Source organism: Mesobacillus subterraneus, assembly GCF_000934845.1.
GTDB classification, from domain to species: Bacteria; Bacillota; Bacilli; order Bacillales; family Cytobacillaceae; genus Mesobacillus; species Mesobacillus stamsii.
Genome location: NZ_JXIQ01000075.1, coordinates 1 through 18,630 on the forward strand (window position 1 = coordinate 1; position 18,630 = coordinate 18,630).

The following is an 18,630-nucleotide window of genomic DNA, read 5'->3' on the forward strand; positions in this document are numbered from 1 at the left end:
TGTTACCGAACTCTCCAACTTCTCTGCTTTTCGGGCACATATTCCTCCGATATGTTACCGAACTCTCCAACTTCTCTGCTTTTCGGGCACAAGTCCTTCGTTTATACACGAAATCTTCGTTAGCTGAGAGGATTCCATATTTCTTCATTCATTCAATATTGATTTTAACAGAAAAAAAGTACCCGAAAATCTCCGGGTACCCTTAGTTTTTATTTCAGGAAGCTGTCGTCAATCATTGTTTTGAAATCTGGTTTGTCTTTAAGGAATTTAAGTGAGTAGGATGAATCCGAGAAGTCCTGGATTGCCTGCGCATCGACTTCATGGGTAAAACCGATACGTTTCCAAGCTAGTTCTACTTCCTCCTTTTCTAGTTCCTGTCCTGTTGTTTCTTTGATGTCTTTAATTGTAATTTCCTGTGCTACTGCTGGATTATCGTTGATGAATTTCACAGCGTCTTTGTGAGCATTAATGATTTTCTGGACTGTCTCAGGCTTTTCTTTGATCATTTTGCCTGAAGTGACCATTACGGAAGCTGGAAGTGTTTCGCCAAATGATACTTCATCCCAGCCAATGACGACCTCTGCTCCTGTTTCTTTTTCAATTACTGCAGCCCATGGCTCTGGAGCAACCGCAATATCAACCTTTCCGGACTTAAGCATTGCTGCATACTGTGCTGGCTGGCCGGTAAGATGTTTCATTGATCCGCCAATACGCTGTGAAGTGATTCCCTCTGCTTCAAGATAGGTTTCATACTGGACATCATGTGTGCAGCCCACCCCAGGGGTAATGAAAGTCTTTCCTGCGAAGTCATCAACCGAATCAATCTTGACTCCCTTTCTTGCCAATACTACTGTGCCGCCAGTAGACGCGCCAGCAATAATCTTAACGTCTGCTCCAGTTGAGTAGTTATTCATAGCTGGTCCCGGGCCTACAAGGCCTGCATCGATTTCACCTGTTTTCAAAGCAGTCATGAATGAACCACCTTCAGCAAATATCTTATACTCCATTGTTTTCCCGTCGCCAAGCTGCTTCTCAAAATAGCCCTTGTCTTTTGCCACCATGGCAGGTACGTGGTTGATGTTAGGAAAATAACCGATAACGATTTTCTCCTTTTCGCCCGCCGTTTTTGAAGCTCCTCCTCCTATACCGCAGCCTGCCAGAAGCACCGCGAATATCATTAAAAACGCTAAAAATATCGAAGCTTTTTTCATGTGATTTCCCCCTGTCTTTTTATGATTCAAGTCCCCAGCGATTGAGAACCGATTTTTCGATACGTTGGAAAATAAGCTGGTCTACGATTGTTCCGATAAAGCCGATGATGATCATAACGCCAATAACAAGAGCCATATCCCCGAAATCCGATGCATAACGGAGTGTGTAGCCAAGTCCTGGACCTGTGCTCAACAGTTCGCCGGCCATCAAGGCTCTCCATGCAAAAGCCCATGCGAGTCTTGATCCTGTTACGACATAAGGAATCGCTGCCGGGAAAATCACTCTTTTGTATAAGTCCCAGCCATTTACCCCCATTGTCTTCGCTGCCTTAATAAATAAGGGTGAAACATTCTTTATGCCTACTCTGATATTAAGAGTCATGACGAATGTCCCTCCGAGAACAACAACGAAAATAACGGCCTTCTCATTCATTCCGAACCACATAATCGCAAGTGGAAGCCATATGATACTTGGTACGCTTTGCAGCGCGAGCACCACTGTTCCAAGAGTCTCATCCGCCGTTTTTGATTTTGCGAGCAGGACACCAAGTCCTGTGCCTATTACCAGCGAGAGACCAAGACCGATAGCAAGCCGTTTGAAACTGGCAATTAAGTCATACACAAGCGTTTTATCCTGGAATCCTGTTAAAAGAGCCTCAAGGACTTTTTCAGGGGCTGGAAGGATGATCGGCAGCCACCATTCAAGCTTGCTCCCTGTATACCAGAAAGCAATAAGGACTGTGAAAAATAGGATTCTTTTAATGTTAGGATTCATGTGTAAGCTCCTCCCTGATGACTTTGTCAATCTCCTTCTTCAGGAAGCCCATGATATACTCTTCAAGTTCTACCATTTCTTTTTTATGCTCATGGCGCGACCTCGGAATATCCACTTTGATATCCTTTAGGATTACGCCTGGCTTGATTCCCATAACAACAATCCGGTCTGATAGCTTAATGGATTCGGAGATGCTGTGTGTTACGAATAAAATCGTTTTTTGCGTTTCTGACCAGATTGTCTCCAGCTGATCATGAAGACGTGAACGCGTTTGTTCATCAAGCGCCCCAAATGGTTCATCCATCAAAAGGATATCAGGGTTCATCGCAAGCGCCCTGGAAATAGCCACACGCTGCTGCATACCGCCAGACAGCTCATGAGGATAATGCGAAAGATAATTGCTCAGCTGAACCATTTGCAAATATTTCTTTGCTTGCTCTTCTGCCTGTTTCTTTGGCATCTCCTTCTTCAGTGGGAAAATTACATTTTCCAGTACATTTAGCCATGGGAATAAAGCTGCCTGCTGGAATACCATCCCCCTGTCTTTTCCTGACTTTTCAATTCGTTTTCTAGAAACGAGGATTTCTCCGCCAGTTGCCGGAGTCAGACCGGCGACAATCGATAATAGCGTAGATTTCCCACATCCTGAAGGGCCAAGAATTGAAACAAACTCCCCTTTATTCACTCCAAGATTAATATCTTTTAATATATCAACCTGGTGATTATTTTTGTCTGCATACTGTTTTTGCACATGGTTGATTTCTATAAACAACTTAATCACCTTATCCCTATAATACACATTAGTTTAGTCGGATTTAATTAAGTTAATTATAATCTATTCAATCATCTTGTCAACATTTCTTTATTTTTGGGCTCGTGCAGCCTGTCTTTTCTTTAATGGTTCTGAAAAAAGTTCTTTAATCTGTCCTGAGAAAGTCCTGGTTGCACCAATTATATTGACTAATAAAAAAAGACCTGCTCGCCGGCAGATCTAGAAAAAATAAGAATATAAGGTCAAAACGGATATGGAACCAATTACCACCAAAATCACATTCGCTCCCAAAAAAGCAACAATGAACGCGGCCGCTGCACCGATCAGGCCGTACCAGATGTCTTCTTGGATGAACAGGATTGCTGGGAAGATTAGCGCTCCCAGTGTGGCAAACGGAACATTCTTCAAGACTCCTTGCAAAAAAGGCGGCAGTTCTTTTCCCCGGAACATAACGAACGGAAGCATCCTCGGTATGTAGGTCACGACAGCCATGCCTATGATCATGATGATAATCTCTCTACTCATCTGCTTCTGTCCTCCTGCTTTTCTTGAACGTTTCGACAGTTTCTACAAGAACAGCTGACAATAACGTTGCCAGGACAATCGCCCAGCCCGTTGACATCCATTCAGCCATCGTGAAAATCGAGTTGAACGCAGCAGCGAGTACTGCCAGGTAGATAACTTTCACATTGGTTTTCATCGATGGAACCAATAAGCCAACAAACATAGCATACAATGCGACTGACATGCTTTCCTGAAGGGTTTGCGGCAATCCAGCCCCGACAAGGTAACCCAGCCCTGAAAAGACAACCCAGCTCGAGTAGGCAGTGAGATTCAAGCCAAACATATACCCGGCATTTACCGTTCCAGCCTGCGTGGCTGCGACCGAAAACGTTTCATCGGTAATCCCAAAGGAATACGCAATCCTCGCTCCAACCGTATCTTCCTCCGCCTTCTCGTTCAAGGACGCAGACATGAGGAAATGACGGATATTCACGATAAAGGTAGTAAGGATCACCTCGAAAATTCCGATTCCCTGTGCCAGGAGACTTAAGGAGATATACTGTGCAGCACCAGCAAATACCAGCATGCTCATCATGACAGTCTCCCCTAGCGCAAGTCCCGTTGTCTTGGCGATCAAGCCAAAGGTAAGTGCAATCGGCATATAGCCTATCGCAATGCTGATGCCTGATTGAATCCCTTTTTTAAAATCTGTTGCCTGCTTCACAGCCAATGTACTTTCCACGACCTTCCCGCCTTTCTTGTACTATGTAAGAATGGAAATCCTTTAATCAATTAAACTATATTATACATTCTCCCAGCACTGTGGAAAAGTATTTCTTTGATCGAAATACTTTTTATTTCGGAAAATTCGCAGTTCATTAACATTCTAGTTTAAAAAGAGACAGACACGGAGCGCCTGCCTCTTGCTTTGTAATTATCTTTCTTGCAGAACCTGCTTTTTCAGAGCTCTTCTTAAAATTTTGCCGGTGGTATTTTTCGGCAGTTCCTCTAGAAATTCGATCGCGTTTGGCACCTTATACTTTGCCAGGTGCTTTCTTGAGTACTCCATCAACTGCTCTTCTGTTAGATCAGGATTTTTGCTAACTACATAGCACATTACCGCTTCGCCAAAATTCGCATCTGGTACGCCTAATACTGCAACCTCCACTATATCTGGATGATTATACAATACTTCCTCGACCTCGCGTGGGTACACATTGTAACCGCCGACAAGGATTAAATCCTTCTTGCGGTCAACGATGTAAAAATACCCATCTTCGTCCATTCGGGCAAGGTCTCCAGTATACAACCAGCCATCCTTAATGGTTGCAGCGGTTTCTTCCGGCATCTTGTAGTAGCCTGCCATTACATTCGGGCCACGGACGATCAATTCGCCAACTTCCCCAGGAGCCACTTCTTCTCCCATTTCATTGACGACCTTGTTTTCCACATTCATAATGGAGGTTCCGATTGAACCAGGCTTGCGCGGACGATCAAGCGGGTTGAAGCAGGTAACCGGTGACGCCTCAGATAAACCATATCCTTCTGAAATCCTGACGTTGAATTTTCGCTCGAAATTTTGAAGAAGTGCAACCGGAAGGGAAGCCCCCCCTGAAATACACAATCTTAGCGATTTAAGATCATCCGGATTCCCTTCTGGATATTGGAATAGGAAATTATACATGGTTGGTACTCCTGCAAATACAGAAGCATCGTACTCTCTAGCAATTCGGAACACTTCCGCTGGGCTGAATTTAGGAACAATCAACAATGTTGCCCCATTCATCAACGGTGCATTAAGGGCCACGGTCAAGCAGAAGACATGGAACATTGGCAGGGCAGTAATCACCCTGTCTTCTTCATTCATCTTTAAGTAATCGCTTACATCTTTGGCGTTGCTGTAAAGATTTTTATGCGTCAGCATGGCCCCCTTCGGCTTTCCGGTTGTGCCGGATGTATAAAGAATGATCGCGACATCGTCGTCATTCAGCGTGGAGCCACGAAAGCCAAGGTCGCCGGAGGCAACAATCTGTGTAAACGATTTCATTTTTGTTCCGATTGAAAGCTGGGACATTTCTTCTTCAGTCATCTGGCTTTGGCCAGTCTCAGCTATAACAAAGTGCTCGACCTTTGGCAGCTGTAGATGCATCTTTTCGGCAAGTGGGAGCATCATGTCGAGACCGACAACAACTTTCACATCGCCATTATGGAGGATATAGCCGATTTCATCTGCGGTGTAAATTGGATTGATAGGAATGACTGTTGCACCAAGTCTTAAAGCTCCGTACAAACTGATGACAAAATGTGGAGAGTTTCCGAGCAGCAAAGCAATATGATCCCCTTTTTCCACCCCTAATTTTACAAGACCAGATGCAAACTTTGTGACGGCAGCATCCAGTTCAGCGTACGTACTTGCTTCGTCCATAAAAAAATATGCCGGTTTACTGCCCAGCATTGAGGCAGTGTGATGAAGCTGTGATGAAAGATTCATTTGTCTCCCTTCCCCCTTTGCACTGTAAAAAAAGTTTTCTAAATATATTATATTGAAAGAAAATTATGGATTCAAGAAAAATGTGTCAAGATTTCAACAATTATTTTTCACGATAGAAAACGCGGTGCATCCACACCGCGTTTCAAAAATTAATAAATTAAGTTAATAAAGTCTTCTTTAGAAATATTTCCGAAATAGTGTTCGATGTCTACATCCTCTAACGCAGTGACAATTTTTGATTTCTCATACTTTATCCCAGTCAGCTTTTGTTCAATCACACTGACATCGCCTACTCCAAAGAAATCCCCATAGATTTTGCAATGGTCAATGATTCCCTTGTTGACCTCAAAACGGACATCAATCTGGCCAACAGGGAAACGATGGGAATGCTGCAGATTAAATTTAGGCGACTTCCCGTAATTCCAATCCCAATTCTGATACCGTTCTTTTGAAAGTTTTTGAATATTTTCCCAGTCCTTTTCTGTTAAAACATACTCTGGAATTTCATCCAGCCCTTCAAAGATATTTTTTAACAGAAGTGAGCGGAATTCCTCAATTGTCACTTTATTTGAAAGGAACTCGGAAATATTCGCGACTCGGCTGCGGATTGATTTGATTCCTTTAGATTCTATTTTGTCTTTTTTCACGTTAAGCGCCGAAACGACGCTTTCGATTTCTGAATCAAACAAAAGTGTACCATGGCTGAACATCCGGCCTCTTGTTGAAAATTGCGCATTTCCGGAAATCTTCCTGCCTTCTGCCAACAGGTCATTCCTGCCGCTTAATTCCGCATTTACTCCCATTTTCCTAAGTGCGTTCACTACTGGCTCGGTAAACTTCCTGAAATTATGGAAGCTGTCCCCGTCATCCTTGGTAATAAAGCTGAAATTCAAGTTGCCAAGGTCATGATACACCGCTCCGCCTCCGGATAAACGGCGGACGACATGAATCCCATTCTTTTCTACATATTCAGTATTGATTTCTTCCATTGTGTTCTGGTTCTTGCCAATGATGATGGATGGCTCGTTTATATAGAAAAGCAGGTAGGTTTCATTGATATCAAGATTCTTTAAGGCATACTCTTCAATTGCCAGGTTGATTCTTGGATCTGTAATTCCTTTATTATCAATAAATAACATGGTTGATTCTCCTTTTATACGGTTATTTCAAGACCTTCCCTGGCCAGGGTTATCGGCCCGGAAAATAGTGTGGAAGCTTCGGAAACAAGCTGATCGATCTCACCATAATGTGGCAAGTGAGTCAGGACCAGCTGCTTTACTCCCGCCTGGTTAGCGAGCTTTCCATTTTCATAGCTGTTCATATGCCCTGCACCCTTGCCGTCCTGGTTACCATAGAAGTTGCATTCTGAAAGCAATAAGTCCGCATTGGATGCAAAAGGAAGGAGATCTTCCTTATAGGAAGTATCAGCTGTATACACCAGAGATTTGCCGCCAGCTTCGATTCGCATGGCATAACATGGGACCGGATGGGTCGCAGGAAGAAAGGAGATGGTGAAAGGTCCGATCTCCAGTTTTTTTGACGAGTGGTAGTCCACTCCCTTTGTAATATTCTTATAAGTAAGTTTTGCGAACTCCTGCTTGTCCTGTGCGTGACCGTAAATCGGCAACTGAGGGAATTTTTTGCCTAAAAACCCCTGGATCAAGCGTGCGTGCTGCAGTACACCGATGTCGGCAACATGATCAGGATGATAATGCGACAGCACGATTGCATCCAGTTCTTCTGGCTGTACAAAATTTTGAAGCTTCGCGAGCACGCCGCTGCCAAAGTCGATCATGAGCTTAAATCCTTCCTGTTCAAGTAAGTATCCAGCACTAGCTCCGTTTACTTTAGGATATCCACCCCAGAATCCCACGATTGTCAGTTTCAAAGCTTTCCCTCCTATAAAATCACGATTTTCTTTTACTATACTTTATTTTGTCCATTTTTTCATACTAGTGATTTTTTCAGAAAATTTTGTTTGACATCTTTTGTGCTGTTATAATACAATATAGTAAATGATAGTACTGTATCAAACAACTAACCAAATGGAGGAGACAGCATGATTAAAAATGTGGTAGAATTTTTTCGCAATTTGCCAAAGAAGCAGTGTATCGAATGTGGAGAGACAATTGATGAACAGCATGAATGCTATGGAAACAAATGTGATAAATGCATGGATCCGGGAAAATTCTAACCAACGTTTTCCTTTCCTGTTTTTTTCTGCAGTGATAAACCAATAGATGAAAAGCCAGCCCTCCATTGACGGGCTGGCTTCCTTTTTTCCAAACATGTTACCGGTTAAACTGCAAATATTCAAGAATTTTTTCGACCGCTACTTCTCCCTGATCGATGCAGTCGGGAAGACCGACTCCTTCAAAAGAGCTTCCACCGACAAAAACGCCGGGTAGCTCTTCTTCAAGATTACGCTTCAGATTAGCGATTCGCTGCTTGTGCCCGACAGTATACTGGGGCATTGCTTCCTTCCAGCGAGATACGACGGCGAAATCAGGCTGGGTTTGAATCTCCATTATTTTATTTAAATCTTCCAATGCTATTTGGATGATTTCATCATCTGAGAGATCAACAATTGCTTCATCACCTGGTCTGCCGACATAAAGACGGAGCAAAACTTTTCCCTCTGGTGTTGTATGGGGCCACTTTTTATGCGTCCATGTACAAGCTGTAATCGTATAATCACTATTTCTGGAGACGACGAAACCAGTTCCATCGATATCTTCTTTTATCACACTTTCCGGGAACGCCATGGCGATTGTTGCCACGGATGTGGAAGGCATGTCGCGGAATGGCGTAAAAATATGCTCATGATCCGCGAAAATATGCAAGGCAGCTTCATGAGGTGCAGCTACAAGGATGCTATCTGCATCAAGCGTCTCCCCGCTGCTCAGCCGCAAACGGTACCCTCGCTTCTGCTTGCTTACTTTATCCACACGGATTCCCTTGATGACCGATCCTGACTCCAGCTTCGATTCAATCGCATCTACAAACGACTGGAGCCCAGACGTTACGGTCAGGAACATCCCTTTTTTCTTCGCTTGCGCTAGTTCTGCAGGCTGCTTTTTTGGGGCAGGTGTCGATTTCTTTGTCCCAAGAATCAAGCTGCCATATTTCTGCTCTGTCTGATAAAATTGCGGAAAGGTAGACAATAAACTCATATTATCAATATCTCCGGCGTAAATGCCTGAGAGCAAAGGTTCAATCAAATTCTCGACTACTTCATCACCAAGCCTGCGCCGGAAAAAGTCTCCAAGCGACTGGTCCCCTGCCACCTTTGAAGGTGGCAGGAAGAAGTCTCCGGCAGCCCGAAATTTCCCCGGCCATGAAAACAATCCACTTGTTACAAACGGGCTGATCTGAGTAGGAATCCCCATCACCGCGCCACCTGGAATTGGGTGAAGTCTGTCCTTAACGAGCACATACGATTTTCCTGTACTGTTATTGACTAATTTATCCCCTAATCCGACTTCTCTCGCCAGACGGCCTGCACTTTCTTTTCTTTCAAGAAAAGAATCCGGTCCTCTTTCAATGACGAAGCCGTCTTTTACGTACGTCTGCATTTTCCCGCCAACCCGGTGTGAGGCTTCCACCAGCTTTACTTCTAAAAGAAGCTCATTCTCCCTGGCATGCTTTTGCAAATAATAGGCAGCAGTCAAACCAGTGATGCCTCCCCCGATTATTACCACTTTTTTCCTATCCGTCACGGTAAATCACCTTCTTTTAGTAAGTTTAGCTTGAAGATGACAGCTTTTTTAAAATAACATCTGCCATAGCGTCAATGAACTCCGGTTTCGCATTCGGCATTGGCGGTCGGTAATAGCTGGCTCCGATTTCATCCGTTACCACCTTGCATTCATAATCATTGTCATATAAGACTTCAAGATGCTCGGAAACAAACCCAACTGGCACATAAACAAACGCTTTGTAGCCGTGCTCTTCATATAGTTCTCGCGTCAAATCCTGAACATCTGGTCCAAGCCAAGGTTCAGGGGTATTGCCGGCGCTTTGCCAGCCTACCGCGTAATTCTTTACCCCAGCCTGCTTGGCAATCAAGTCTGCTGTTTCCTTCAATTGTTCAGGATAAGGATCGCCCATCTGGAGAATTTTTTCCGGAAGGCTATGGGCAGAAACAATCAAGACCGACTTTTTCTGTTCATCAGCAGGCATCTCTGCATATGTTTTTGCGACACGATCTGACCAGTACTTAATGAATTTCGGTTCCTTATACCAACTTTCCACGGAAACAATCTCGGGTCCACCTAACTTGGTAGCTTCTTCCTTTGCTCGGCCATTATAGGCCTTTACACTGAAGGTGGAAAAATGTGGAGCTAAAACGATGCTGACCGCCTCTTCTATTCCGTCTTCATGCATTTGCTTGACAGCCTCTTCGATAAAAGGCTCCATATGCTTCAATCCAAGATACAGTTTGAATTCGACCCCCTCCTGGATAGTGTTCAAATGCTGTGTGAGCTTCTCGCCTTGCTCCACCGTGATGTTCGCCAGCGGAGAAATTCCGCCAATCGCTTCATACCGGTTCCGTAAATCTTCAAGCATTTCCGGTGCAGGTGGGCGTCCGTGGCGGATATGTGTATAGTAACGTTCAATATCTTCTTCCTTGTAGGGAGTGCCATATGCCATCACCAGCAAACCCATCTTTTTCTTCGTCATCATCGCACCTCTTTTGCAGTCTCTAAGCTTTTATTCTGTAAAAATAACCGTCCATTACCAAATCTAATGCTCTGATGGCGGACAGAACCTATTGGCCCAGCTTTGAGGCCGAATACTCATGGATGAATGCAGTCAATTTTTTCAGCACATCGGGGTTCACTGATGGGAAAACACCATGTCCTAGGTTAAAGATGTAGCCAGAACGCTCCATCCCTTGATCAAGGATTGCTTTCGCCTTTTCTTCAATGACATCCCAAGGAGCAAGCAGGATCGCCGGATCAAGATTGCCCATAATTGCTTTCTCGATGCCAAGCGCACGCGCCTCGTCTATCTGCAAACGCCAATCAAGACCAACAACATCAAGTGGGATGTCTTGCCATTCAAGAGCAAGATGGCTTGCACCAACACCAAACATGATCAACGGCACATTCTCGCTTTTCAGCTCCGAGAAAATTCTGTTCATGACTGGTTTAATAAATGTGCGGTAGTCTTGAACATTCAATGCGCCAACCCACGAGTCAAAAATCTGGATTGCTGTTGCGCCGGCTTTGATTTGGGATTTCGCATAGGTAATTACCATATCGCCAAGCTTGTCCATTAGTGCATACCAGGCTTCAGGCTGAGAATACATAAATGCCTTTGTTTTATTATAGTTTTTTGAAGGTCCGCCTTCGATCAAATAGCTGGCAAGTGTAAACGGCGCACCTGAAAAGCCGATCAGTGGGACAGTAAGCTGTTCTTTGGTAAGAAGCTTGATCGTATCGAGAACATACGGAATATCTGACTCTGGATTGATTTTGCCCAATTTCTCAACATCCGACAGCGAGGTTAGCGGATTTGCTATGATCGGTCCGATGCCTGACTTGATTTCGACGTCTACGCCCATTGCTGGGAGCGGGGTCATAATATCTTTATAAAGGATGGCGGCATCTACCCCATACTGTTCTACCGGAAGCCTTGTTACATATGCACAAAGTTCAGGCTGATGAGTGATCTCGAACAGGGAATATTTTTCTTTGATTTCTCTATATTCAGGCTGGGACCGTCCAGCTTGTCTCATATACCAAACAGGGACATGGTCTGTCTTTTCCCCTCTGGCTGCTTTTAAGAGAGCATCATTGGTTATCTTGCTCATTAAGTTTGGTCCACCTTTCGATAATGTCTGTACTCCATTGTAATATAAAAAGGGGGAAATAAAAAACATCTATTTTCCAATAAGCTTCTAAAATCGAACTATCTACACTATATCGTTTTTCCCTTCCTTTTTCATAGGTAACGCGTTCAATTGTTGAAAATTAGACGTTTTTCTTTCTTGAAAAGAAGGGAAACTAAAGGTAGATGTGAAATTACTAATCAAAAGACTAAAAATGGAGGGGAAGATATGAATCTTTTCATTACATCTGGGACAGCTGATTTTCTATTGAAATTAAAAGAGAAACACCAGGATGAAAACATGGTTCTGATGAACAACAGTGAATCATCCATCCTTGTGCATGAAACAGAAGGACAGACATTATTCAACTCACCACGGAAATATAAAGTGATTGATTCAGCGGGCAATCTCGGACATAAAGGGTTTGCTGTCCTCAATAATATTCCAGTAACCGAGGAAGGCCGGCCGCTTTTTGAGGACCGCTTCTTGAACAGACCGAGAAAGATTGAGAAGGAACCCGGATTTGTCGCCATTCGCGTACTGCGGCCATTGAGCTCTAACACCTACATCATCCTGACTATCTGGGATCAGGAAAGCTCGTTTGAAAATTGGCAAAAGTCCAAAGCGTATGCCGATGCACATAAAAACCGCGGTACAGAAGCAGGGATTGCTGGCGCAAAGCCAACTCTTTTTGAAAGTGCATCATTTGTTTCCAAATATTATATCGAAAGCGAGTAATTTTCCGCTATTGGCGTCTCCATGTTTATACTGGAGGACGCTTTTTTTCTGATCATTAACCCCACGCTCAGCCATTTATTAAACTCCACCGATCGAGTGACGATCCTTCCCTCTCCTTCTAAAACATTCGAAAAAATCTCTCTAGGTGAATTTTCATCCATCCGCACACATCTTTGTGCTTTTAACATATTCTGTAGTACTCAAAAGGAAGTTGCTATATTCATCACCATTTATCAATCAGAAGGGAGCATTTCTCAATGGTTGTAGAATTAACTGCACTACATTGGATATATGTTTTTTTCATTTTTTTAATCATCGGGTTTATGGTCAGGAAAAGAGATACAGCGCTTATATCGATTATCGGAATCTTTTTACTGGCAATCGTCGCGACGGGCTCTTTGAGTGGCTCGGTTAGCAGTGTCTTTACAAGCTTCATCTATGCGATAACGGAGCTTTTGCCTACCATTCTTGTGATCTCCATTATTGTGGCGATGAGCAGAACACTCACCGTGACAGGAATTAATGATGCAATGATTTCCCCATTCGCCAAGTTGATTAAAACACCTGCACTGGCTTATTGGACTATCGGAATAGTCATGATGTGCATTTCCTGGTTTTTCTGGCCCTCTCCCGCAGTGGCTTTGATGGGTGCTGTGCTTTTACCAGTTGCAGTACGAGTCGGCCTTCCAGCCATCGGCGTGGCGGTCGCTATGAATCTCTTCGGACACGGAATAGCCCTATCTGGTGATTTTGTCATCCAGGCTGCTCCAAAACTGACAGCTGATGCTGCCGGTATTCCCGTCGATTCGGTCGTTCAGGCAAGTATCCCTCTGGTCATAGTCATGGGGATTGTTACAACGGTGAGCGCTTTCTATCTTTTAAAACATGATATGAAAAACGGCAAAATAAAAAGCAATGGTTCCCTTGAAGTTGAATTAACCAAAACAAGTGATCCGACTTTGCTGTCAGATGGAGCCAAGAGGTTCTTCGCTCTCCTGATTCCGCTATTGTTCGCAGCGGATGTTGCCGCAATGTCCATTCTTGACCTTCAGGGCGGCGATGCGACTGCGCTAATTGGCGGAACTTCCATTTTCATTCTGCTGCTGATATCACTTGCAGCACACAAAAACAAAGGCATTGAAAAAACAACCAGTTACCTTATCGAAGGCTTTCAGTTTGGATTCAAGGTTTTTGGAGCCGTTATCCCAATCGCCGCATTTTTCTACCTTGGCGACTCCGGCTTCAAAACCATCATCGGTGAGTTCCTCCCAAAGACATCGCTTGGCATTGTCAATGACCTGGGTGTGGCACTATCTTCTGTTGTACCTCTTAACGCAGAAGTTGGTGCAGTAACGCTTACAGCAGTGGGAGCAATAACCGGACTGGATGGCTCAGGATTTTCCGGCATCTCCCTCGCTGGATCGGTCGCTGCCATTTTCTCGACTGCGATCGGTGCTGGGGCAGCAACCTTGACAGCACTTGGGCAGATTGCCGCAATTTGGGTCGGCGGTGGCACCCTCGTTCCCTGGGCACTGATACCAGCAGCAGCCATTTGCGGTGTCGACCCATTCGAGCTGGCAAGACGCAACCTCCTACCCGTCACTATAGGATTGATCGTAACTACGATCGTGGCAATGTTCCTAATCTAGTTCTCCTTATTAGAAGAAGCTCCTGTTTCAGAGAGCTTCTTTTCCCTTTTTATTCATAAATTATGTTATAATTATTTTAATTATCAAACTATTATACGTAAGGGAGATGAATTATTTGCAAGATCAGTTATTTACGAAAATAGAAACTCTTTTTCCGGAAATGGTTGAAATCCGCCGCTTTATGCACCAACATCCAGAACTGTCTTTTCAGGAAAAGGACACGGCGAGGTATATCGCGGAATTTTATGAAAAACTCGGGGTCGAAGTGCGTACCAACGTTGGCGGCAATGGGGTAGTCGCAAAAATATACGGAGCCAAACCGGGCAAAACAGTTGCTCTTAGGGCTGACTTTGATGGCCTTCCGATCCAGGATGAAAAGGATGTCCCGTACAAATCGCTCGTTCCAGGCGTCATGCATGCATGTGGACATGATGGCCATACAGCGACATTGCTTGTCCTGGCAAAAGTATTGCATGAGGCGAAGGACAATCTTCACGGAACTTATGTGATGATTCACCAGCATGCAGAAGAGTACGCACCAGGCGGAGCGATTTCGATGATCGAAGACGGCTGCCTTGAAGGTGTCGATGTCATTTTTGGCACCCACCTGTGGGCCACTGAACCGACGGGAACTGTCCAATACCGCATTGGACCGATCATGGCTGCAGCCGATCGCTTTGAGATTGCCATCCAGGGCAAAGGGGGCCACGGTGCACAGCCGCATAAAACAAAGGATGCCATTGTTGCTGGAGCACAGCTCATTTCAAGCCTTCAGCAAATCGTCAGCAGACGTGTCGATCCTGTCGACTCCGCCGTTGTATCGGTCGGCTCGTTTGTGGCAGAAAATGCATTCAATGTTATCGCCGATAAAGCTAAGTTGATTGGTACTGTAAGAACATTCAATGAAAGTACGCGTGATTTTATCGCAGCCGAAATCGAAAAAATTGTCGAGGGAACCTGCCTGGCAACCGATTGTACGTATCAATATTTGTATGAAAAGGGATATCCAGCCGTTGTGAACCATGCAGCAGAAACCGAATTTCTGATTGAATGTGCTTCAAAGGTAATGGACGTGACCAAAATTGAAGAAAGTCCCTTGCAAATGGGTGGGGAAGACTTTGCTTACTACCTCCAGCATGTGAAAGGGACATTCTTTTTCACAGGAGCAAAACCGAAAACTGCGGAATCCTATCCACATCATCATCCAAGATTCGATATTGATGAAAAAGCAATGATCATTGCTGCAAAAACACTTTGTTCAGCTGCATTGAACTATCAAACGAAGGAACAGCATACCCGCCAGGAAACATTAGCGTAGATGCTAAATCAGACTGCAGACAAACTCGTTTGCAGTCCTTTTTTCTGTCAGATTTGTGGCGGTGCTTGCAAAATTCTCATTCGATAGGCATTCATGGCTGTTTCTCCAAGCTGATCAAGTAAATTATAATTCGCATAAGCACCTATTACGGCCCCAATCCCCGGCATTAGCTGCAGCATTTTCGCCAAATCGATATAATCTCTGTATTCCTGTTGGAATTGCTGCCAATCGAGTTCCACCAACTCCTCTTTCCGACTTTCCCAATTTTCAAGCAAATCCAATGTCTGCTTTCTTTTGCTATCGCTTGAAAATGCCAGCTGAAATACATAAAGGATGAATAGCCTCTCTTCATATTTGGCAGGATCAAACCCATATATCGAGGCAGCTTCAAATAGAAATTTCATTTTGATCGATAGCAGCAGCGGAAAGTCCGCGATGCCAAGCAAGATTCCGCCAGCTCCTGTACCTGCTCCTTCGACAGCCGCCGTTCGTTTATATCCTGAAAGTTTCTTGTTCAACATGTCATCCTTGCTGGCGAGTGACAATCCGATTCCCTGCTGTTTTCTCGTTGTTAAATTCGAGCCTGCAAGCGTGGCTTTCACCATATTTTTAATACTTACCGTTAGGATTTGATGGACTTTTTCCGGGACCAGCTGGTTCACTTTTGTCTGCGCTTTTTTTGAGGCACGCGCTACTAATCCCGACCGTTTATTCAGCTTCCGCTTCCAGGCAAGTACCTCTTCATACACCTTCCGTTCATACTCATTCAAAGTCTTTTCCCTCCTGTTCATACTTACGCAAACTTCCCCAGTGCAAACATTGACTTTAAAAAGTCTATTTCATAATCATGTAAGCTTTTTAAGGCTGTAGAAATAGACAAAGAAGAAGGAAAAAGCGGTACCGGCCGCCAAAATGATGGCTCCAAATAAGAGCTCTCCTTTCATCAAAACAATTGCTGCAAATACGAATGCTTGAAACAGCAATATTCCCACTAACAGGCTAGTAAAGGATTTCCTCCTCGTCTTTTCCGTTAAAGGATAGAGCCTGACCCAAAGTTTATTTTGATGATGATTCCACAACGGCAAAAGTTGAAACCCCGTCAAATACATGAAGAGCAAAGCGAACAAAATTTGACCTGGTCCGTATGTAACGAAATAAAGCGCAGCCCCGCCGATTGCGGTAAGACGCACGAGCAAGCCGAAATAATCTCCGGACCTAGCGAAAGTTCGCATATAAAGGTGGCTGAATGAAAGATCCTGTCGGTAAGGGATTCGATTGATCAGCCAGTCCAGCCATTTTCGCCGTCTGGACCGGTCCCGAAGCTTTGGAACATCCGTGAACATATTGGCAACACGGTAAAAGGCATTCATCCGCCGTTCTTCTTCCTCAATCAATTGCTCCCACTTCAGCCCCTTCAGCGTAGTCTGTTTTTTATAGTACAGATAAAGGAAAACTAAAATCAGCGCTGGTACAGCTGCAAAAAGCAACGGAGCAGCTGAGAAAAGGAAATAGAGCAGCACGATGTTGATGAAGAACCGGATGATACTATCTGTCCATTTCACACTTGATTCAATAAAGTATTGAACATGCCAGCGAATCAAAAGATTGATCAGCTTTATTAGTATCACGGCAAACAGCAGACTGAAAAACGACTGGAAATCTGCACCATCGACTTTTACATGAAGCGGCATTAACACCGCAAGCACCATCAGCAAAAGATAAGACTGCAGGCTCAGGCTGAAAAGGAGCGATTTTCTGAAATAATCAGCCAGCTTTGTTTCGAGCGGCAAAAGGAAAATTTTATCCGCTTCCGTCAAGAATGTTTGGATAGGACTATAAGTAAGGACAACTGAGAGAATACCTGCAATAATCCACGCTGCCGGAAAATCAGGCTGCAGTGTTTTTATCCAATCTTGATAGTAAAACGCCGCTGTACCCAATAAAAACAGGACAACAATCATTAAATGGCCATTAAAGATATATCGGAGATAGCTGCCAGTTTCCTTCGCAAAAGACCTGAAACGCTCCTTCCATAAGACTTCCGGATTAAACATAGTCTTCTTCCTTTGTCAGCTGGATATACAGGTCATCAAGGGTAGCTCCGGCCATATTAAACTGCTCACGCAATTCTTCCAGCGTCCCTTGTGCCCGTACCTCCCCATTATGGAGGATCACAAAACGATCGCAATACCGTTCTGCAGTAGCCAGGATATGTGTCGACATCAAAATTCCGGCGCCGTTCTGCTTCATCTTGTCCATCAAATCCAGCAAAGACTGAATCCCGAGTGGATCGAGTCCAACAAATGGCTCATCGACGATATATAGGGCAGGCTGTACTAGGAATGCACACATGATCATCACCTTTTGCTTCATTCCTTTAGAAAAATGGGCTGGGAACCATTTCAGCCTTTTGTTCATCCTGAATTCTTTTAACAAAACAACCATTCGCTGCTCGTACTCTTGTTCCTTTAGGCCATAGGCCATCGCTGTCAGGCGCAGATGCTCCTCCAAAGTTAATTCATCATAGAGGATTGGCGTTTCGGGTACGAAGGTGAATTGTTTTCTGTACTCTTCCTTCCCTTCCATGAATGTCTTTCCATTGATTTTGATTTCACCGTGGTGAGGTTCCATCAATCCGATCACATGCTTGATCGTTGTACTTTTCCCAGCTCCATTCAGGCCAATCAATCCAACGATTTCTTGATTCTTGACAGTGAAGCTAACCTTTTTCAGCACAGGATTCCTTGTGTATCCGCCGGTAACCTGGTTAATTTCCAATAAAGACATGTGCAACGTCCTTCCCGTTCATAGTCGTGTACCGTTATTTTAACAAATGCATCTCATTTTAGAAAAGTTTCTGCTACTTCTTTGTATAGTACCTGCCTTTCGGGGAATGATAATTTTTGAAGGGGAAACAGCAGTAATTCGAAATGAGGTGTCTGTTAAAGACATATTATTCGATTTATCAGCACGCTGATTTACACGTTCAGGATAAGGGATGGATGCATTGCGCTCGCAATGTGAACCCAGCCGTTCACTCCACATTTTGAGATGAGGTGTGTGTCGCAGATCACTTCCCGCTTTAAACGTTGCGAAACCGACTAAAGCAGACAGGGGATGGTCCGATTGAACCAGGAACTGAATAACCCTAATTATAATTCAAAAGAATTGTAAATGAGGTGTTTATCAAAGGTATACCTGCTTACGAACGTCGATGAACAGTTTATCGTTTTCCCTTCAAGGACAGGATTCTATGCGAATCCTGTCCTTTCTTTAAGATAAGAAAGTATAAAATTCCCCTGAGAATTGTCCAGCTCCAGCGCCTAGCCCCTCGAG

Annotated in this window: 18 protein-coding genes; 4 read left to right on the plus strand and 14 right to left on the minus strand. The window is 44.1% G+C overall.

The genetic code is table 11. The features are described from left to right. Positions 1–209 precede the first annotated feature (209 nt). From UB32_RS09305 to UB32_RS09340, 8 genes are all read right to left on the minus strand, one after another. A complete protein-coding gene (locus tag UB32_RS09305; protein WP_044393169.1) occupies positions 210–1,211 on the minus strand; it encodes an aliphatic sulfonate ABC transporter substrate-binding protein in 1,002 nt (333 codons plus the stop codon). Positions 1,212–1,230: 19 nt separating this feature from the next. Further along, complete coding sequence (locus UB32_RS09310; protein ID WP_044393170.1) at positions 1,231–1,986, minus strand: ABC transporter permease; 756 nt, start codon at positions 1,984–1,986, stop codon at positions 1,231–1,233. After that, entirely contained in the window at positions 1,976–2,758 is a 783-nt protein-coding gene (locus tag UB32_RS09315) for an ABC transporter ATP-binding protein (RefSeq protein WP_044393171.1), read from the minus strand. The genes UB32_RS09310 and UB32_RS09315 overlap by 11 nt, the downstream gene beginning before the upstream one ends. A gap of 219 nt (positions 2,759–2,977) precedes the next feature. Next, positions 2,978–3,283 (minus strand): AzlD domain-containing protein, encoded by a 306-nt coding sequence (locus tag UB32_RS09320; protein WP_044393172.1) that lies wholly within the window; start codon positions 3,281–3,283, stop codon positions 2,978–2,980. Then, complete coding sequence (locus tag UB32_RS09325; RefSeq protein ID WP_044393174.1) at positions 3,276–4,004, minus strand: AzlC family ABC transporter permease; 729 nt, start codon at positions 4,002–4,004, stop codon at positions 3,276–3,278. The genes UB32_RS09320 and UB32_RS09325 overlap by 8 nt, the downstream gene beginning before the upstream one ends. 192 nt (positions 4,005–4,196) lie before the next feature. After that, positions 4,197–5,753: a fatty acid--CoA ligase family protein gene (locus UB32_RS09330; RefSeq protein ID WP_044393176.1), complete on the minus strand. Its 1,557-nt coding sequence runs from the start codon at positions 5,751–5,753 to the stop codon at positions 4,197–4,199. Between the two features lie 149 nt (positions 5,754–5,902). Continuing rightward, positions 5,903–6,892, minus strand: coding sequence for a lipoate--protein ligase (locus UB32_RS09335; protein WP_044393177.1), 990 nt, complete (start codon positions 6,890–6,892; stop codon positions 5,903–5,905). 14 nt (positions 6,893–6,906) lie between these two features. After that, positions 6,907–7,641 carry an MBL fold metallo-hydrolase gene (locus UB32_RS09340; RefSeq protein ID WP_044393180.1) on the minus strand — a complete coding sequence of 245 codons (735 nt, stop codon included), beginning with the start codon at positions 7,639–7,641 and terminating at the stop codon, positions 6,907–6,909. 171 nt (positions 7,642–7,812) lie between these two features. Between UB32_RS09340 and yhfH the strand changes: the two genes are divergently transcribed. Then, a complete protein-coding gene (gene yhfH / locus UB32_RS19420; protein WP_084221785.1) occupies positions 7,813–7,947 on the plus strand; it encodes a protein YhfH in 135 nt (44 codons plus the stop codon). Between the two features lie 97 nt (positions 7,948–8,044). On the opposite strand, the gene hemY is transcribed toward yhfH, so the two are convergent. From hemY to hemE, 3 genes are all read right to left on the minus strand, one after another. Beyond that, positions 8,045–9,472 carry a protoporphyrinogen oxidase gene (gene hemY, locus UB32_RS09350; RefSeq protein WP_044393185.1) on the minus strand — a complete coding sequence of 476 codons (1,428 nt, stop codon included), beginning with the start codon at positions 9,470–9,472 and terminating at the stop codon, positions 8,045–8,047. Between the two features lie 25 nt (positions 9,473–9,497). After that, positions 9,498–10,436, minus strand: a complete 939-nt coding sequence (gene hemH / locus UB32_RS09355) for a ferrochelatase (protein ID WP_044393186.1) — start codon at positions 10,434–10,436, stop codon at positions 9,498–9,500. Between the two features lie 88 nt (positions 10,437–10,524). After that, positions 10,525–11,571 carry a uroporphyrinogen decarboxylase gene (gene hemE, locus UB32_RS09360; RefSeq protein ID WP_044393187.1) on the minus strand — a complete coding sequence of 349 codons (1,047 nt, stop codon included), beginning with the start codon at positions 11,569–11,571 and terminating at the stop codon, positions 10,525–10,527. 246 nt (positions 11,572–11,817) lie between these two features. On the opposite strand from hemE, the gene UB32_RS09365 reads away from it, so the two are divergent. The 3 genes from UB32_RS09365 to UB32_RS09375 all read left to right on the plus strand — a co-directional run bounded on the left by UB32_RS09365 (position 11,818) and on the right by UB32_RS09375 (position 15,294). Beyond that, entirely contained in the window at positions 11,818–12,327 is a 510-nt protein-coding gene (locus UB32_RS09365; RefSeq protein WP_044393189.1) for an antibiotic biosynthesis monooxygenase family protein, read from the plus strand. A 257-nt stretch (positions 12,328–12,584) separates the two neighbouring features. After that, the gene (locus UB32_RS09370; RefSeq protein WP_044393191.1) at positions 12,585–13,976 is read left to right on the plus strand and encodes a hypothetical protein; all 1,392 of its coding nucleotides are present in this window, start codon (positions 12,585–12,587) and stop codon (positions 13,974–13,976) included. Between the two features lie 115 nt (positions 13,977–14,091). Further along, positions 14,092–15,294: a M20 family metallopeptidase gene (locus UB32_RS09375; RefSeq protein ID WP_044393193.1), complete on the plus strand. Its 1,203-nt coding sequence runs from the start codon at positions 14,092–14,094 to the stop codon at positions 15,292–15,294. Between the two features lie 47 nt (positions 15,295–15,341). Here UB32_RS09375 and UB32_RS09380 read toward each other — a convergent pair whose 3' ends face one another. The 3 genes from UB32_RS09380 to UB32_RS09390 form a co-directional block, all read right to left on the minus strand. Continuing rightward, the gene (locus tag UB32_RS09380) at positions 15,342–16,064 is read right to left on the minus strand and encodes an EcsC family protein (RefSeq protein ID WP_044393195.1); all 723 of its coding nucleotides are present in this window, start codon (positions 16,062–16,064) and stop codon (positions 15,342–15,344) included. 75 nt (positions 16,065–16,139) lie between these two features. Then, positions 16,140–17,348: an ABC transporter permease gene (locus UB32_RS09385; protein ID WP_044393196.1), complete on the minus strand. Its 1,209-nt coding sequence runs from the start codon at positions 17,346–17,348 to the stop codon at positions 16,140–16,142. Then, complete coding sequence (locus UB32_RS09390) at positions 17,341–18,081, minus strand: ABC transporter ATP-binding protein (RefSeq protein WP_044393197.1); 741 nt, start codon at positions 18,079–18,081, stop codon at positions 17,341–17,343. Before UB32_RS09390 ends, UB32_RS09385 begins: the two co-directional genes overlap by 8 nt. Positions 18,082–18,630: the final 549 nt, after the last annotated feature.